The 17512-nt window shown below is 66.5% G+C and carries 14 protein-coding genes; 3 read left to right on the forward strand and 11 right to left on the reverse strand.

What is annotated here, in order from left to right; translation table 11 throughout:
- Position 1 precedes the first annotated feature (1 nt).
- Positions 2 to 1585, reverse strand: coding sequence for a sugar ABC transporter ATP-binding protein (locus tag QN239_RS30180; RefSeq protein ID WP_499016105.1), 1584 nt, complete (start codon positions 1583 to 1585; stop codon positions 2 to 4).
- 1 nt (position 1586) lies between these two features.
- Positions 1587 to 2927, reverse strand: coding sequence for a sugar ABC transporter substrate-binding protein (locus QN239_RS30185; protein WP_499016107.1), 1341 nt, complete (start codon positions 2925 to 2927; stop codon positions 1587 to 1589).
- Between the two features lie 128 nt (positions 2928 to 3055).
- Between QN239_RS30185 and QN239_RS30190 the strand changes: the two genes are divergently transcribed.
- Positions 3056 to 4423 (forward strand): LLM class flavin-dependent oxidoreductase, encoded by a 1368-nt coding sequence (locus QN239_RS30190; RefSeq protein WP_499016110.1) that lies wholly within the window; start codon positions 3056 to 3058, stop codon positions 4421 to 4423.
- A gap of 52 nt (positions 4424 to 4475) precedes the next feature.
- On the opposite strand, the gene QN239_RS30195 is transcribed toward QN239_RS30190, so the two are convergent.
- Positions 4476 to 5690 carry an acyl-CoA dehydrogenase family protein gene (locus QN239_RS30195; protein ID WP_499016112.1) on the reverse strand — a complete coding sequence of 405 codons (1215 nt, stop codon included), beginning with the start codon at positions 5688 to 5690 and terminating at the stop codon, positions 4476 to 4478.
- Positions 5687 to 7057 (reverse strand): LLM class flavin-dependent oxidoreductase, encoded by a 1371-nt coding sequence (locus QN239_RS30200; RefSeq protein ID WP_499016115.1) that lies wholly within the window; start codon positions 7055 to 7057, stop codon positions 5687 to 5689. Before QN239_RS30200 ends, QN239_RS30195 begins: the two co-directional genes overlap by 4 nt.
- A gap of 240 nt (positions 7058 to 7297) precedes the next feature.
- Between QN239_RS30200 and QN239_RS30205 the strand changes: the two genes are divergently transcribed.
- Entirely contained in the window at positions 7298 to 7720 is a 423-nt protein-coding gene (locus QN239_RS30205; protein WP_499016117.1) for a nitroreductase family deazaflavin-dependent oxidoreductase, read from the forward strand.
- 52 nt (positions 7721 to 7772) lie between these two features.
- On the opposite strand, the gene QN239_RS30210 is transcribed toward QN239_RS30205, so the two are convergent.
- The 6 genes from QN239_RS30210 to QN239_RS30235 are packed head-to-tail and all read right to left on the reverse strand — an operon-like array spanning position 7773 to position 14368.
- Positions 7773 to 8861: an NADH:flavin oxidoreductase/NADH oxidase gene (locus QN239_RS30210; protein WP_499016121.1), complete on the reverse strand. Its 1089-nt coding sequence runs from the start codon at positions 8859 to 8861 to the stop codon at positions 7773 to 7775.
- Entirely contained in the window at positions 8861 to 9838 is a 978-nt protein-coding gene (locus tag QN239_RS30215) for an amidohydrolase family protein (protein WP_499016122.1), read from the reverse strand. Before QN239_RS30215 ends, QN239_RS30210 begins: the two co-directional genes overlap by 1 nt.
- On the reverse strand, positions 9835 to 10272 hold the full coding sequence (locus QN239_RS30220) for a cupin domain-containing protein (RefSeq protein WP_499016125.1): 438 nt from the start codon (positions 10270 to 10272) through the stop codon (positions 9835 to 9837). The genes QN239_RS30215 and QN239_RS30220 overlap by 4 nt, the downstream gene beginning before the upstream one ends.
- A gap of 28 nt (positions 10273 to 10300) precedes the next feature.
- Positions 10301 to 11491, reverse strand: coding sequence for an FAD binding domain-containing protein (locus QN239_RS30225; RefSeq protein WP_499016127.1), 1191 nt, complete (start codon positions 11489 to 11491; stop codon positions 10301 to 10303).
- On the reverse strand, positions 11488 to 12843 hold the full coding sequence (locus tag QN239_RS30230) for an MFS transporter (protein WP_499016129.1): 1356 nt from the start codon (positions 12841 to 12843) through the stop codon (positions 11488 to 11490). The genes QN239_RS30225 and QN239_RS30230 overlap by 4 nt, the downstream gene beginning before the upstream one ends.
- Positions 12844 to 12874: 31 nt before the next feature.
- On the reverse strand, positions 12875 to 14368 hold the full coding sequence (locus QN239_RS30235) for an aldehyde dehydrogenase (RefSeq protein WP_499016131.1): 1494 nt from the start codon (positions 14366 to 14368) through the stop codon (positions 12875 to 12877).
- A gap of 106 nt (positions 14369 to 14474) precedes the next feature.
- On the opposite strand from QN239_RS30235, the gene QN239_RS30240 reads away from it, so the two are divergent.
- On the forward strand, positions 14475 to 16268 hold the full coding sequence (locus QN239_RS30240; RefSeq protein WP_499016133.1) for a helix-turn-helix domain-containing protein: 1794 nt from the start codon (positions 14475 to 14477) through the stop codon (positions 16266 to 16268).
- Positions 16269 to 16280: 12 nt separating this feature from the next.
- On the opposite strand, the gene QN239_RS30245 is transcribed toward QN239_RS30240, so the two are convergent.
- The gene (locus tag QN239_RS30245; protein WP_499016135.1) at positions 16281 to 17444 is read right to left on the reverse strand and encodes an aromatic ring-hydroxylating oxygenase subunit alpha; all 1164 of its coding nucleotides are present in this window, start codon (positions 17442 to 17444) and stop codon (positions 16281 to 16283) included.
- Positions 17445 to 17512: the final 68 nt, after the last annotated feature.

Below are 17512 nucleotides of genomic sequence, written 5' to 3' on the forward strand. Positions count from 1 at the left end.
GTCATCCGATGGTGGTAGGGACGGCGGTGGCGCCGGGGATCATCAGGGCTACGAGATCGTGTTCGTCGGGTTTGGCATCCGCCGGTGCGTCCACGACGGCCACCAGTCGGCCTTCGGTGATGACCGCGACCCGGTGGGACAACCCGATCAACTCCGGCAGGTCGTCGCTGACCAGGACTATCGTGGTGCCGGCTGCGGCCACCGTGCGCAGTAGGTCGTAGATGCCTTCGCGGGCGCCGGTGTCCACGCCCTGGGTGGGCTCGTCGAGGACCAGGATGTCCGGTTGGCGGAGCAGCCATTTGGCGATGAGCACCTTCTGCGCATTTCCGCCCGACAGGGAGGACACCGGGGCGTCGATGCTCTCGGCGACGATGCCCAGTTCCTCGACGTACTGCTGGGCCACCTTGCGGGCACGGCCCACCGCCCACAACCCGACCCGGCGGGTGGCGAACCGGTCGTGCAGGGAGGCCAACTGGATGTTGTCGGCGATGGACTGCGTGACGATGAGGCCCTTGTCCGCGCGATCCGGTGGCACATAGGCGATCCCGGCGCGGACATGGTCGCCGATGGTGCCGCCGACCGGTTTGCCGTCGACCAGGATGCGACCCCGGTCCGGGCGTACCGCCCCGGCAATGATCTCGCCGAGTACGCGCTTCCCGGACCCCTCGGTGCCTGCCAGGCCGATGATCTCGCCGGGTGCCACCTCCAGCGAGGCCTCCCGCAACACGCCGGCGCCGCCGATACCGTCGATCACCAACCGGGGCGCCACGTCCCTGCCTATCGTGCGCTGAGCGTGTTCGCGGTAGTAGTTCTCGGTGCGCACCCGGCCCACCATGAGACGGTGCAGTTCGTTCTCGTCGACGCCTTCGGTCGGCCGGTGCGCCACCGACTCGCCGTCCTTGAATACCGTGATGCGGTCGGTGGATTCGATGATCTCGGGCAGTCGGTGTGAGACGAACACCACCGCGGCGACGCCGCGCAGCCGTTCCAGCAGACGCAGGAAGTTGTCCTCGTGCTCGGAGTCCAGCGCGGTCGTGGGTTCGTCGAACAGCACTACCGGACGCGCCACCTCCAGCAACTGTGCCAGCGCGGTGACCCGCGCGATGTCGAGGTTCTGCTTCTGGCCGGGGGTCAGCTTGCCGGTCGGGGCTGAGATGTCGACGCCGTCCACCCCCGCTTTGTCCAAGGCCTCGGTTGCCGCGCGGCGCAGCGCACGTCGATCCAATCCGCCGGTGCGGGAGCGGAACAGGTGCTCCCAACCGAAGAACACGTTCTCGTAGACCGCCAGGGAGTCCACCAGGTTGGCCTCCTGAAACACCCGGAAGATACCCAGCCGGTTGGCTTCCTGGTAGGTCTTCGGTGCGATTTCACGACCGTCGAGGATCAGGGATCCCGCGTCGTACGGCAGCACCCCGGAGATGATGTTGAGGATGGTGCTCTTGCCTGCGCCGTTCTCACCGATCAGTCCGACGACCTCGCCGTCGCCCACCGAAAGGTCGACACCTTTGAGGGCGCGGTTGGCACCGAACGATTTGACGATGCCGCTGGCCTGCAGCCTCGGGCCCGACGAACTCTGTGCTGTCATATCAGACCTTCTGGTAAGGGGATGGCGCGAGCACCGGCGTGCGGTAGTGGTCCTTGTACAAGGCCCGGATGCGGTCGAAGTCGCCGTTGCGTTGTGCGTTCAGATAGGCCTGCGGCAGTTGGAAGTCCTTGGGCTTGGGGACCCCCGGCCAGATGGTCTCCAGATCCTCGACCGGGAAACCGTCGAACTGCAGATCGAAATCGTTCGGATGCTCGACCCGGGACAGCCGCTTGACGTCGAACGACTCGGCGATCGGGCCATCGACGTAGCGGGCCTTGAAGGCCTGCACGTTGTCGGCGGTGATGATCTCGGCGTGCCAGCTGTAGAAGCGTTCGGCGGCTTCGGGTTTCCAGCCGTTGAGCCGGTCGTGGAACTGCGCGATGGTGACGAACGACGGGTAGGCCGGGACGTTGCCCGTGGTCACCAGCTGGGTGCCGTTGACGATCCGGTCGATTCCCGCCGTGGAGCCGTTGGCGCCCACCACGAAGACGTCCTTGCCCGGAACCTTGCCCGCGGCTTCGATACCGGCGACCACCCCGGTGGCGGCGTCGTCGTTGACCGCGACAATGCCGACGGTATCCGGGTACCGGGCCAGCAGTGACGCCGCAGCCCGCTGGGACAGATCGGCGTCGTACTTGGCGTGCAATTCACCGGCGAACTTGATTTTCGGGTACTTCTTCAAGGTGTCGTGCACCGCGAGCCGGCGCTGCACCTCACAGCCGTCGATAGACGGGTAGTAGCCCCCGACCCGGACGATGGTGCCCTCCTCACCGACCTTCTTGGCCAGTACGTCCACGGCCTTGCCGACGGCGATGTACTCGTCGGGCATCAGGAAGCTGTTGTATTTGTTGCCGTCGGCATCGCTGTGCCACGGCGTGTACCAGGCCGGTGAGTTCCAGGCGGCCTGGAACAGCACCCCGCGGTCGTTGGCGTCGTGGGCGAGGGTGGGCAGTGCGCCCGCGTCGTTGAGCCCGACGAAGATGGCGGTGGTCTTCTGGGTGAGCAACTGGTTGAACTGGTTGGACTGTACGGCGGCGTCACTCTTGCCGTCCAACACCACACTCTTGTAACCCAATTGGGCGGCGGCCTCTTGGTAGGCCTTGGCCCACTGCACCTGGTAGTCGCCGGTGGCCGACCAGTTCAGCAGCGCGAACTGGCCATCGGTGTAGGCGACCGCGTCACCGCGGGCCTCGCTGCGGCGGCCCACGGCGGTCAGCGCGCCCGCAGCGGTGAGCGCCGCGGCGCTGCCGGCCAGCAGTTTGACGAACTGGCGCCGCCCCAGGCCGTAGGTGTCCAGGCGCTCCAGGATGGGGTCGATCGCTCGGCGCTCTTCGGAATTCACCGCGCCGACGGTACGGGCCGGCCGAGGCCTTGCCGAGATTCTGGCTCATCATAAGAATTACCGCGACTGCAACGCACGGTGAGTATAACCGTTGCGCCCAAGGGTGATTGAAAGCAACAGTCGGCGAGGTGTCCGATCAGCAGCACCTGCACTTCTCCGCCTTCGTCATGAACACCACATCCCACATCCTGCAGGGATTGTGGCGCCAACCCGACGCCGGCCAGACGAACTTCAATTCGCTGGAGCACTGGGTGCATCTGGCGAAAGTGCTTGAACGGGGCCGATTCGACTTCATCTTCTTCGCCGATGTGGTGGGCCTGTACGGGGACTACGGCGGGTCATACGAGAAGTACGTGCAGTCCGGGTTGCAGATCCCGAGCAACGACCCGAGTGTGATCGCCTCGGCGATCGCGTACAACACCAGCGATATCGGCATCGCCATCACCAGCTCGGTGATTCAGGAACATCCCTTCAACTTCGCCCGCAAGATCTCCACGCTGGACCATGCCACCGGCGGCCGGATCGCATGGAACATCGTCACCAGCGCGCTGGCCAACGCCGCCCGTAACTTCGGGTACGACGATCTGGAGGAACATGACGAGCGCTACCGCTGGGCCGACGAGTACGTCGATGTGACCTACAAGTTGTGGGAGGGGTCCTGGGACGACGGCGCGCTGCTGCAGGACCGTGTTCGGGGACTGCACGGCGACTACGCCAAGATCCACAAGATCCATCACGTCGGAAAGCGCTACCGGGTGGAGGGTCCACATCTGGTGGCACCGTCTCCGCAGCGCACTCCCATCCTGTTCCAGGCTGGATCATCCTCGGCAGGAAGAGATTTCGCGGCCCGCCACGCCGAAGCCCAGTTCATCATCAGCCCTGGGCCGAACCAGGCGCGCGACCTGATCGAGGACACCCGCAGGCGGGTGGTGGCCGCCGGCCGCAAACCCGATGACCTCAAATTCTTCCAGGGGCTGCACTTCGTCATCGGCAGCACCGAGGAGGAGGCCCGCCGCAGGGAGGCCGAGTTGGAGGAGGCGATCGATCTCGATGGGATGGTCGCCCATCTGTCCGGTGCGGTGGGCGTCGACTTCGGGGGCCACGACCTGGACACCCCAGTCGGCGATATCGGCCGGACCGACGGGACCCGCAGCATCGTGGAGTGGGTACAGGAGTCGGTACCACCCGGGCAGACGGCCACCGTGCGTGATCTTGGTCTGCTGCAGGGCCGGAACTCGCGGGTGGTGGGTACCCCGGAGTCCATCGCCGATCAGTTGCAGCGCTGGCGCGATGCCGGTGTGGACGGGATCAACGTCGTCAACGCCACCATCCCGGGCAGCTACGAGGATTTCGTCGAACACGTCACTCCCGTGTTGCAGCAGCGTGGGCTGGCTCAGCGCGACTACGCCCCCGGCAGCGTGCGTGCCAAGCTGTTCGGTGCCGACCTGATCAACGAGCGGCACCCCGCGGCCCGCTACCGCGGGGCTTTCTCGTGATTTGTGGAGTCTCAGCCGTAATCATTACGGCTGAGACTCCACAAATCGCTGGTCAGAAGTAGCCGCTGCCGGGAAGTTTGGTACCGCGGGTGTAGTAGGCGCCGATGGCCTGGGCCTTGTACGACGTCGGGTTGTGCGAGGCCAGCGTCCGGATGTTGCGCCAGTGCCGGTCCAACAAATGCGATTGGCGCACCACCGACGCACCGCCGACATCGAAGATCTGCGATGCCGCTTTCTGCGCCAAGCCGTCGATGACGACTTTGGCTGCGGCGGCCTGCAGGGACGCCTCGTGCGCGAGTTCGAGATTCGGATCGGTCTTGTCGACGTCGGCCTCGTAGGCGATGGCCAGCGCATCGGCGGCGGCCAGTACGGTGGACTCGCCGACGTAGGCCGCGGCGGCGATCTCACCTATCTCGCGCTGCAGCAGCGGGTCATCCGGTGCCGACGGGTTGGGCGCCCAGGTGAAGCTGCGCGCCCGCTGGTGCACGTGAGCGACCGCATCGGCGCGCAGCGCATGCAGCACACCGACTTCCAGCGCGGTCACATACAGCTGGAAGAACGCGCCGGAGTGGTACAGCGGCGGCCGTTCGGCATCGCTCTCCGGCGGGGAGAACTGCAGCAGCTCATCGGCGGTGACCGCGACATCGACGAAGATCGCGGTCCCGGTGCCGGTGGCGCGCTGCCCGAAACCGTCCCAGTCGTCGAGCACGGTGACACCGGCCCGATCGGTGGGAACAAGGGCGATCACGGTGGCGTCGGCGGGGTCGCTGGCCAGGACTTCGGCGTAGTCGGCATAGAGCGTCCCGGTGGTGAAGAACTTCTTGCCGTTGAGCCGGTAGGCGTCGCCGTCGGGGGTGAGCCTGGTCTGCCAGACGAAGCCGCCGGCAGGCTCGGAGCCGAGCTCGGTGGAGGCATTGCCCACGATGGCGCCCGACAACGCGAGTGCGGTCACCCGTTGACGTTGTACCTCGTCGAGCCGCAGCCGCTCCTCCACGTGGGCGAAGTGCCCGCGCAGGATGTGCGCCACGTTCACATCGGCGGCGGCCAGCGCGATCACCGTGGCGAACAGTTCGCGCAGGCTCGCCCCGCCGCCCCCGTGCTCGCGCGGGATTCGCAGCGCGCCCAGTCCAGACGCGCGGATGAGGTCGATGACGGCGAAGGGACGTTCGTTGTGGCGCTCACGTTCCAGCGCGCCCTCGCCGACTGCCGCGATGAGCGCGGCCAGGCGCTCGGAGCCGAAGGTCAGGGGTTCGGTGGTGGTGGTCATCGTGTTACCTCCTCGGTGACGCGGCGGTAACGCGCCGCGCGATGTGATTCCGGCAGGCGCGCGCCTCGCCCGAACAATTTGTGCCGCAACGAACCTTCCTCGTATGCGGTCTTGTAGACACCACGTCGTTGCAGCTCCGGAACGACGTGGTCGATGAAGTCGGCGAACGACCCCGGGGTGATGACGTTGGTCAGGTTGAACCCGTCCACATCGGTCTCTTCCACCCAGGACTGCAGATCGTCGGCCACCTCGGTGGGTCCGCCGACACTGAAGCCACCCTCGGCGTCGATGGCGTGGGCGTCGATGAAGTCGCGCAGGGTCCACTGACCCTGGCCGAACATCTGCACCGATGACTTCAGGTATTCGTTGTCGGTGACGGCGACGGGGTCGTCCAGGTCGAACCGGGACAGGTCGCTGCCCAGCCAGCCCGACCAGAGGGCCAGTGCTCCTTCGGGATCGGTGTAACGCCGGAAATCCTCGTACCGATCACGCGCGGCCTGCTGCGAAGCCCCCGTCACGGCGACGTGTCCGTTGACGATCTTCACGTCGTAGGGGTCCCGCCCGGTATCGGAGGCCCTGGTGCGGATATCGGCGACGGCCTCGCGCAGTAGCGCCTTGGTGGGCGCACCGATGAAGATCACCTCGGCGTTCTCCGCGCCGAACTGCTTGCCGCGGTGCGAGGCACCGGCCTGGTACAGCACCGGGGTGCGCTGGGTCGACGGCTCGCACAGGTGGATGCCCGGGACCCGGAAGTGCTTGCCCAGGTGCTCGATCGGATGCACCTTGGCTGGATCGGCGTAGTGCGCGCGACCGGGTTCGGCGCCGACGGCGTCGTCCTCCCAAGAGCCCTCCCACAGCTTGTAGAGCACCTCGGTGTACTCGTCGGCGATGTCGTAGCGGTCAGCGTGCGGGGTGATGGTGTCCAGGCCGTGGTTGCGGGCGGCGCTCTCCAGATAGCCGGTGACGATGTTCCAGCCGACCCGGCCCTTGGTGAGGTGATCCAGCGTCGACATCCGCCGGGCGAAGGAGTACGGGTGCTCGAACGAGGTGGCGGCGGTGATGCCGAAGCCCAGATGTTCGGTGGCCGCGGCCATCGCAGGTACCACCAGCAGTGGATCGTTCACCGGTACCTGCGCACCGGAGCGCAGCGCCGCCTCGGGGCCGCCGGCGTACACGTCGTAGATGCCGAGGACATCGGCGATGAACAGGCCGTCGAACAGGCCCCGTTCCAGCAGCTTCGCCAGGTCGGTCCAATACTCCAGGTCCTTGTACCGCGCCGCCTGCGATTCGGGATGCCGCCAGGTGCCGGCAACGATGTGGGTCACACAGTTCATGTCGAATGCGTTGAGGACGATCTGGCGGGTCACGGGCGGCCGGCCTCCGGGTACAGGAACACATCGGCCGTGCGCAGTGATGACATCGAGGTAATTACCTTCGTCCCGGCGTTCATGGCCGGGCGTGCCGGATGATCCGCGTAGTGGCGCTAACCCCGAAACGATGTCCGAACCCGGATTCTTGCGATAGCGATCAAATCGGTGCGATTTTCTTCCGTAACGTTGCGTCACAAACCCGGGAATATCCGCACACCGATCGGTGTTGCGCAGCAGGTGACTGAGCATCCTGAACTGAGCCCCACCGACTGGGTCCGCAGCCAGACCGAGAAGATCCTGGAGACGGGTACCACCGAGGGCGTCGAGATCCTTGATCGCCCGATCGTCCTGTTCACCACGACGGGGGCGAAGTCGGGCAAGAAGCGTTACGTCCCGCTGATGCGGGTCGAGGAGAACGGCAAGTACGCCATGGTGGCGTCCAAGGGCGGCGACCCGAACCACCCGTCCTGGTACCACAACGTGCTGGCCCATCCGCAGGTCACCGTGCAGGACGGCGACAAGGTCGTCGAACTCACCGCCCGCGAGATCGAGGGCGACGAACGCGCGCACTGGTGGGAACTGGCCGTCGCGGCTTACCCGCCGTACGCGGAATACCAGACCAAGACGACCCGGCAGATCCCGGTTTTCGTCGTCGAGTAGCCGCGGTGTGTGGCCGTCCGGCGGTGTGCGCCGCCGGACGGGCACCCGCAACTCAGGTGAAGGCCCGGCTGTACTGGGGTGGATGCGCCAGCGCGATCCCAGCGTCATGCGCGGCGTCGCGAACCCAGTTGGGGTTGCGCAGCAGAGCGCGGGCGACGAAGATCGCGTCGGCCTCGCCGCCGGAGATGACGGCCTCGGCCTGCTCGGCCTCGGTGATCAGACCGACCGTCGCGGTGGGGATGTCCGCCTCGGCGCGGACCCGTTTGGCGAACGGAACCTGATAGCCGGGGGCCACCGGTATCTTGGCGTCGGGCACCGCCCCGCCGGTGGACACGTCGATGAGGTCCACTCCCGCATTCTTCAATCCGGTGGTGAGCGCCACGGTGTCCGCCACGGTCCAGCCGGGGCGTGGATCGTCGGTATCGCCGGCGAGCCAGTCGGTGGCCGACACCCTGAAGAACAGCGGTAGGTGCTCAGGCCACGCCGCCCGCACCGCCGACGCAACATCCAGAGCGAATCTCATCCGGTTGTCGAGCGACCCGCCGTAGTCGTCGGTGCGCATATTCGACTGTGGCGACAGGAACTGGTGGATGAGATAGCCATGGGCGCCGTGGATCTCGAGCACCCGGAATCCGGCCGCGGCGGCCCGGCGGGCCGCGGCGGCGAAGGACGCCACGATGCCCTCGATGTCATGGCGGCTGAGTTCCTCCGGAGCAGGGAGACGGCCGAAAGGAATCGGACTGGGGCCCAGCGTCGTCCAGGACTGCGGGTCACGGGTGTGATCCGGCCAGGGCCGACCTGTGGATCCCTTCCGGCCGGCGTGCACGATCTGGATTCCCGGAACTGCACCGAGCGCGGAGATGAAATCGGTCAGTCGCCGAAATCCCGGCACCTGAGCGTCATTCCACAATCCGAGGTCGTAGATGCTGCTGCGGCCGACGGGGTCCACCGCGGTGGCCTCGACCATCGCCAGGGCCACCCCGCCGATGACCCGCGCACCGAAGTGCTGCAGGTGCCAGTCCGTGGGTGTGCCGGCCTCCGGTCCGTCGACGACGGCGGAGAACTGCATCATCGGCGACATCCACGCCCGATGGGCGAACGTGACCTCGCGCAGGGTCAGCGGGGTGAACAGCGCCGACATCAGCTCAACCCCAGGAAAGCGCGTGCCGCCCGAGACAACGCTTCCCGGTCGGGACCGTGTTTCACCGCGAACCGTACCGGATCCGTTTCGGCCATATCGAACGGATAGTCGCTGCCGCACACCACCTTGTCCACCCCGGCGATCTTGCAGAGCAGTTCGAGCTGGGGCGCGCCGTGGGTGACCGTGTCGAAATACAGATCGGCGAAGACCTCGGACGGCACTCGCGCGCACCCGCCCCTGGCGTCGGCGCGGGCACGCCAGCCATGGTCCCACCTGCCGAGCAGTCCCGGGGCGCAGCCACCGCCGTGCAGGAAGCAGATGCGCAGCGCGGGAAGCTCATCCTTCATACCGCTGAGGACCAGATTCGCGACCGCGGTAGCGGTTTCGACAGGATTGCCGATGAGATTGGCCAGGTAGTAGTCCGCCCACTCCGGACGCCCGATCTGCATGGGATGGACCAGTACGGCGAGGTCCAGGCGGGCGGCCTCGAAGACGATGTGCCGCAACGCGCCTCGGTGCAGGGACTCGCCCGCGACCACCGGCGGGATGGCCACCCCGACAATGCCCTCGGTATCGCGCAACACCGTCAACTGGGCGGTGATCTCCTCGGGGGCGCCCAAGCTCACGACACCCAGGCCCAGCAGCTTTCCGTCGGTCCGGGAAACGACATCGGCCAGGGCGGTGTTGAAGGCCCGGGCGTAGTCCGCGCCGCCCGCCTCACCGCTGAGCGGGAACGCGAACGGGGGTGCGGAGAGTACCCGCACCGCGACCCCCGCACGGTTCATGTCCTCGATGATGGCCGCCTCATCGCTCATGGACTCGGTGGCGATGGACAACGGCAGATCACCGAGATACAGCTGGCCATCCCGGTCGTGCATCGGCCCGTACGGCGCGCCGGGTGGCAGCCCGAACAGCGAGCGAGGAAGCCAGTGGGCGTGGACGTCGATGACACCGCCCGGCTGAGCAACGGCCGTCATCGTGCGATGTCCAGAGCGGTGTTGTCGCTGTCCAGGTGCTCGACAGTGGTGAAGACCAACTCGGTGTCTCCGATGTTCTCGATGTCGTGGAGCAGGAATTCCCCCGGCCCGAAATGGAAGTGGCGGGTCTCCCCGGCATGGTAGGAGACCTCGCGCACCGTGCCGTCATGGGTGTGCTGGCGGCTGCTACCGGCGTTGATCGCGGTCCAGAAGTAGTCCAGGACATGCCGGTGGGCATGCCAGCGTTCCCCGGGCGCCAGCCGGATCTCCCAGACCCTGACGCGGGAATCCTCGCTCAGCAGCCGGGATCCGACGTTTCCATCGAAGGCGTGCTCGGCGAACTCGGTCTTGAGCCAGTCCGGCCAGCTCTCGAAGTCGGTGGCCACCAGTTCACCCGCGAGCGGCAGATCGGTCAGGTAGTTGTTGTCGGTCATTGTCGAGTTCCTCTCCTCGTGAAGGTGTTCAGTGCCCAGGCCCGTAGAGGCCGAAGCGCAGATCTGGATCCCCTGGCATCCAGGTGTTGTGAAACTGCGATCGCTCACCCATATCCACCACGCGGCGCAGGAGGGCGTCGCTGAGCTGCAGCTGCGCCGGCTCCCACTTGGACAGCGCGGAGGCGATGTCACCCGCCGAGGTGGACAGGGCGTCGGCCAAGGCCCACGCGTCAGCCGCGGCTTTGGCGGTTCCGGCCGCGGCGTGTGGCCGCGACGCACACGCGGCATCACCGATCAGTGCGGCCCGGCCGAGCGCCATCCGCGTGGACCGCACGTCGGAGAGCACCTGCAGATAGGGCTGTGGGGTCTTTTCGACCACCTCGGCCACGGCGGGGGCCAACTGTGCGGCGGCGGCCTCCCGCAGTTCGGCGACGAAGCGATCCTGAACCTGCCCCGGATGGACGGACACCGACCCGGTGAATCCTCTTTTGTCGATCAGCAACTCACTGAGTTCGGGGCCGGCGGGCACATTGCGATACCAGACGTAGTTCATCAGGCGGTCGGCCTGGTCGAGACTCTCCTCCCCAGGGATCGGGTACATGGTGATGTGCGAGTTCGGGATCACGGTGTAGGTGATCGCATCGCCCAGCACATCGCGGCTCTCGGCGGTGAGGTTCGCCCATGCGACGGTGCCCCGCCAACCCACATAGCCGGCGTACGCCAGCTTGGCTTCGGGGTCGAAGTATTCGCGGGCCGGGGAGGTGATGCCGTCGGCGAAGACGACGAGGTCGGCTGTTGCGGTTCTGCCGCTGACGAATCGGACGGTCGCGGTGTCGGCGTCCTGGCTGAAACCGCAGGCGAATTCGCCGTAGTGGTAGTGCTCGGTGCCGAAGTCGGCGAGCAGGGCCCGATAGAACGTACCCCAGGACGTGTAGGTCCACCGGGCGGGTTCGCGGTGCACGGTGGCGCCGCTGGGGTCGAGATACTGCACGTAGGCGGTGGTGGTCTGGAGGTCGGCCAGATTCTGAGTGCTCCGTTCGGCGAACCAGCGTACGGTATCCGGTTGCAGGACGATTCCGCTGCCGCGACCATCAAGCGGGATCGGGGTGCGCTCGTAAATATCTACCTGGAAACCCAAGTCGCGCAACAGCAGCGCGGTGGTCAACCCTCCGATCGATCCCCCGACGACGATCGCCGAGGCGGTGGAGTATTCGGTCATGACGCGCTCTTTTCGCTCAGCGGGATGATGTGGTCAGCGGGGTCGTCAACGGGCATGGGCGTACCGCGTGTCTCACGCGCGAAGGCCAGGCCGATCACGGCGATCAGGCCGATCGCCGATACCGATGCCGTGGCGATGCCGAGGTTGCCGTCGAACCAGGACGCGGCGATCACACCGGCTGTCAGGGGTCCCAGGGCGGTGACGTAGCGACCGACGCTGTTGCACACCGCCAGTGCGGTGGCTCGCACACTGGGCGGGAACAGTTCCGGGCCGTAGATGAAAGTGCCCGACAGCGCGCCGAACAATCCGAAACCCAGAAGCGGCATCGCGATCAACATCTCGGGATAACTGCGTTCGAACGGGAATGACCATCCGATGGTGACCGCCGAAACCCCGAAACTGATGAGGAAGGCTCTTTTGCGGCCGATGGCGTCGGCGACGAAACCCCATGCGGCGTAACCGATGATGCCGCCCGCGTTGAACAGCATCGCGGCCACCGCGACCCGATGATCGGCCACCGGCCGGGCGAGGCCCTCGGCTGTGGTCATCTGCCTGATGATCTGCGGGTACCACGTCGACACACTCCAGAAGGCGATGAGCGCTCCGGTGGCCAGGGCGGTACAGACCAGCATGGGATGCAGCAGCGGCGGGCTGAACAGCCGACGCAGCACGAATCGGTCCTGATCGTGGTTGTGACCGAGCGCCTTTCGCTCCTTGCGTGCTTCCAGGTGCGCGCCGATCTCCGGCGGCTCTGGCACGTAGCGGCGGATGAACCAGACCACCAGGGCGGGGATACCGGCGAGCAGCATCATGGCGCGCCACCCGTGATCGCCCAGGAGTGCGTAGGCCGCGGCCGCCATGAAGAACCCGCCCGCATATCCGGCCATCATCACCCCGCCTGCGCGCGCCCGGAAACGGTTGCGCCAGGTTTCGGCGATCAGCGCCGCACCCACCGGCGCCTCGACACCTGACCCAAGGCCGGCGATGAACCTCAGCAGGCCCAGCTGCCACCAGGTATCGGCGAAGACCGCCAGGGCACTGAACACCGCATAGGTGAGAATGCCGATCGAGAGCACCCGGGTGCGGCCGAAGTAGTCGGCGAGCATGCCGAACAGGATTCCGCCGGTGGCCCATCCGGCGAGGAACAGCGCGACGGTCATACCTCCGTAGAAGCCGATCGCAGCGCCGTCGACGCCGATACCGCTGTGCGGAAGCAGTTCGGTCATGGCGGGCCCGAGCACCAGGACGTAGAGACTGCCGGCGAAGCCGTCCAGACCCCAGCCCAAGGTGGTCCCTGCCAGCACGAGCCATTGCGTTCGGGTGATGTCGTGATGCCAACGTCCTGCGGACATGGTGGTGCCTTTCGGGGTATGGGGATGCGGGTCAGTTCAGTCGGCGCTGCGGCTGGTCGCCGTACCAGTCGACGTTGTCGGCCGCGGTCCGCACGACGATCGTCTTGATCCAGGAGAAGTCGTCGAAAGACTCTGTGCCGGCGTCTTTTCCAGACCCAGATTCTTTGATGCCGCCCCACGGGAGGGAAGGTTCGAGCCGGTGGTGATCGTTGACCCACACCATGCCTGCCTCGATGCGCGCCGCGACGCGGTGGGCACGGCTCACATCGGTGGTCCATACCCCGGCGCCCAGCCCGTACGGGTTGTCGTTGGCCATCTGCACGGCGTCGTGCTCGTCGTCGAAGGGGATCACCACGGCCACCGGCCCGAAGATCTCTTCGCGGGCGACCGTCATCTCCATGGTGGCGTCCGACAGCACGGTGGGTGAGAGGAAGAAGCCCTTGTCGAACGGGTCCGGCAGCACCGGTGCCTGTCCGCCGGCGGTCAAGGTCGCTCCCTCGTCCAGACCGGTCTGGATCAGCGCGACGACCTTCTCACGCTGGCGGGCACTGATGAGCGGACCCATCTGCGTGCTCGGCAGCCCCGGATCGCCGAGCCGAATCGCCTGCGCACGCGCGGTGAGCGCCGCGACGAATTCGTCGTAGATGCCGCGCTGCACCAGGAATCGCGATCCGGCGACACAGGATTGACCGGCGGCGACGAAGGCGGCGAACGCCGCACCCTCCGCCGCGATGCTGGGGTCGACATCGTCGAAGAGCAGCACCGGTGTCTTACCGCCGAGTTCGGCGGTGATCCGCGCGAATCGGGACGCGGTCGCGATGGCAGCGGATCGGCCCGCTTCGGTGCCTCCGGTGAGGGTGATCTTGGCGACGTCGGGGTGGTTGGTGAGCCGTCGCCCCGCGTCCCGTGCGCCGGTCACGACGTTGAACACACCCTCGGGCAGTCCGGCGCGGGTGAGGATGTCAGCGAGTGCGAGTGTGGTCAGTGGGGTCAGTTCGGACGGCTTGACCACCACGGTGTTTCCGTTGGCGAGGGCGGCGGACAGGCTGCGCGCCAGGATGAGCATGGGGTGGTTGAACGGCGTGATGATGCCGCACACGCCGAGCGGCAGCCGCTGCTGATAGGTCAGGTATGGGCCATCGCCGGGCAGTACGGCCTGGCGTTGGGCGGCCAGGAGACCGGCGTTGTACCGGAACCATTCCGGAACACGGGACAGCTGCGCACGGGTCTCGGTGATCGGCCGCCCGTTGTTACGTGCCTCGAGGGTGTAGAGCTGCGCACTGGAGTCCTCGATGGCATCCGCGATGCGCAGCAGGAGTTTGGCGCGCTCACTGCGAACCATGTTCGGCCACGGTCCGTCCTCGAACGCCGCGCGCGCTGTCGCGACCGCGGCATCGACATCGTTCTCGCCCTGTTCAGGGATTGTGGTGAGCACTTCGCCGGTGGCTGGGTTGAGAATGTCGCGGAACTGACCGGGCGACGATGCCGGGGCCGGGGGCGCGGTGGCCGGTGAGACTTGGGTCATGGATATGAGTGTCGTCACAACGGCATTCGCCTTCAATGTCTGAACAGACATACTTGATCGTCTTTTATGTATCCACAGACATACATCTATGCGAGACACTGTTCAGGTGACGGTATCGACGGGCCACGAGCGGCCGGGCGCGGAACTCGTGACGTGGCTGGCCGCCTTGCGCACCCTCAGCGCGCGGGCCGGTGCCGAGACCGACCTGCCCGAGGTGCTCTGCCTGGTCGCGGACACGGCCAGGACGCTGCTGGGCTTCGACTTCTGCGGCGTGCTCGTCCCCGATGCGGCCCGGGAGCGACTGGAAGTACAGGGCTGGAGCGGACTGTCCGAGGAGTACGTCCGACGGGTCAATTCCGACCGACCCATCCGGCTGAACAGCGGCTCACCGTCGACTCGGGCCTTCCACACGGGTGAGCCCGTGGCCATCCGTGATGTGCGGATCGAACCCGAATTCGCGCTCTGGGCCGGCGTGGCACAGGACCAGGGCTACCGGGCCATCGTCGCCGTACCCCTGATCGCCGGCACCGAGGTACTCGGGACGCTCAACGGCTACTACGCCTCGGTACACACCTTCACCCGCTACGAGATCGAACGGTTGATCCTGCTCGCCAACCATGCAGCGATCGCGTTGACCTCGGCACGCCGACTCGACGAGCTACGCGCCTTGACGGGCTCACTGCGCGAACAACGCGACGCTCTTGCGCGTTCGGAACAGATCCACGAGCGGCTGCTGGCGGTCACCTTGCGCTCCGGCGGCATCGGAGGCATCGCCAACGCCCTCAGCGACCTGATCGGCCGGCCCGTGCTCATCGATGACGCCCGCCAGGGCGAGATCGCCCGCTCCTCCGATGGCGTCGACTATCCCACCGCCGCCCTACGTTCCGCGATGTCCGACGGCGAGCCCACAGCGTCCCCGGCCACTGTCGCCGAGGCCGTCGACGGTGCGGGTGCTCCCACCGGTTGGCTCGTCGCAAGCGTGCGGCTCGGCAGCGAGGTGGCGGCGCGGATCTGGTTTCCGGGAACCCTCGATTCGCTTGACCCCCTGCAGATTCGCGCGGTGGAGCACGCGTCCATCGTGATCTCGGTGGAATTGTTGCGCGTGCAGACAGCAGCGGAGGTGGAGCGCCGGGTGCGCGGGGAGTTGCTGGCCGATGTGCTGACCGGCAGCGGGCACCTGACACCGCAGTTGGTGGAGCGCGCCCAGCGCCTGGGTCACGACCTCACCGTGGCACATATCGCGATCGTCGCCACCCTCACCGGCTCCGGCGAGGTGGCCACCCGACGGGCCTGGCAGCGTGCGCTCTCGGCGGTCACCGAAGTGGCATCGGGTTATCAGCCGCGTCCACTGGTCGCCATGCACGGTGGAGTGCTGGTCGCGCTGTGGCCCGACGCCACCGATACCGACGTGCCGCCAGGCGTGATGGTCCATCGAGCGATGGCCCGGGCGGCGCCGGATGTCACCGCGACCATCGCCGTCTCGCCCGCTCAGGCGACCGAATACGGTGACGCATATCGAATCGCCAAAGGCGCCTTGGAGATCGCCGTTCGGGCCGGCCGCACCGATTCCGTCGTCGGCCTGGAGGATCTCGGTATCGTCGGATTGCTTCTCCAACTTGATGATCCGGCCAAGCTCTTGGCCTACGCCACCCGGACGCTGGGCCCGTTGCTCGAATACGATGCCGCCCACCGCACCGATCTGGTCTCGACGCTGCACACCCACTTCGCGTGTAAGCAGGACCGCAACGTGACCGCCCAGAGACTCACGATCCACCCGAACACCGTGGCGCAGCGATTGCGGCGCATCGAGCGGTTGTGCGGCGTCGACCTCGGCGATCCGGCCGCCACCGTTCAGTTCTCCTCGGCCCTCATGGTGCTCGACGTCGCCGCGCCTCGATGAGCCGGCGGGTGTTCAGGCCAGCGCGACACCCAGCTCCTGGGCGAACACCTTGATCATGTGCTGCACGGCGATCTCGTTGCGACCGATGATCATGTGGTCGTGCTGGCCGTGCCGAACGCCCTCACCGCACTGCGGCAACATCGCGAAATCCTCGTCGCGCACCGCGGCATGCACGCCCTCGTAGACGGTGTCGTAGAGAGCGCGCATATCGTCATCGACCGCCGGTATGCGGCCCATCCAGCTGTGCCGGACCGTACACCGCGTCGGCTCGCCCTCGGGGAGCATGTCGATGATCTCCACCCCGACCGGACTGTTGGCCAGGATCAGGTTGGGATACACCCAGTAGATCACCCCCATGTTGGCCGACGGCTCCAGCGAGGCCACCGAATCCTCCGCGAGGTTCTTGATCCAGGTGAACGGGAAGCCGATCCGATGGTGCTTGCCGAACTCGTCGTAGATGGCCGTGTTCGGCAGGGTGTTCTGCCCGATCAGGCTCTCGCCGTGGACGAACGGGAAATGGTAGCCCTCGGCAAACGCCTCCAACGCGCCTTTCCACGACACCTCCGAGGAGAACTCCCGATCGGTGTGGTAGCCGTAGCTTCCGTAATTCCATTGCGCCAGTTCCGGTCCCAACGGACCCAGGTGAGCGTCGAGATCGATGGTGGCATCCGCGGTGAGGACCGCCCAGATGAACCCGTACCGTTCCTGCGAGGGGAGTTCGACCAGACCGTAGTCGGCGTTGTCCATGGTGTCGAACCCGGCTTTGCCTGGCACCATGAACAGTTCGCCGGTGTTGCGGTAGGTCCAGGCGTGGTACGGGCACACGAAACGCGATGCGTTACCCGAGCCGCAGGCCGGCATCGCCCCCCGGTGCCGGCAGTAGTTCAGGAAGACATGGGTGAGACCGCTCCGGTCCCGTGTCACCAGCAGTGAGTCGCCCAGCACGGAGCGGACCACGAAGTCGTTGTTCTTCGGGAGCTGGGCCGACGGAACGATCGCCAGCGGCACCCGGCGCAAGATCTGCGACTCCTCGATCTCGGTGATCTTGGGATCGCGGTAGTAGTGCAGCGGCACCTTGAGCACGGCGTCGGCCATATCGGTGGTGCCGTCGAGTGCGTGCTGCAGGGCACGCCGGGTCAGGGATTCGTCGGCGCTGCTCATCGGGCTGAGAACCATGATCTGACCATACATTCAACAACAACTGTACTGTCAAGCTTTGCGGCGGATTCGTGCGACGATCGTCG

It is taken from the genome of Mycolicibacterium sp. Y3 (assembly GCF_051188035.1).
Lineage (GTDB): Bacteria > Actinomycetota > Actinomycetes > Mycobacteriales > Mycobacteriaceae > Mycobacterium > Mycobacterium fluoranthenivorans.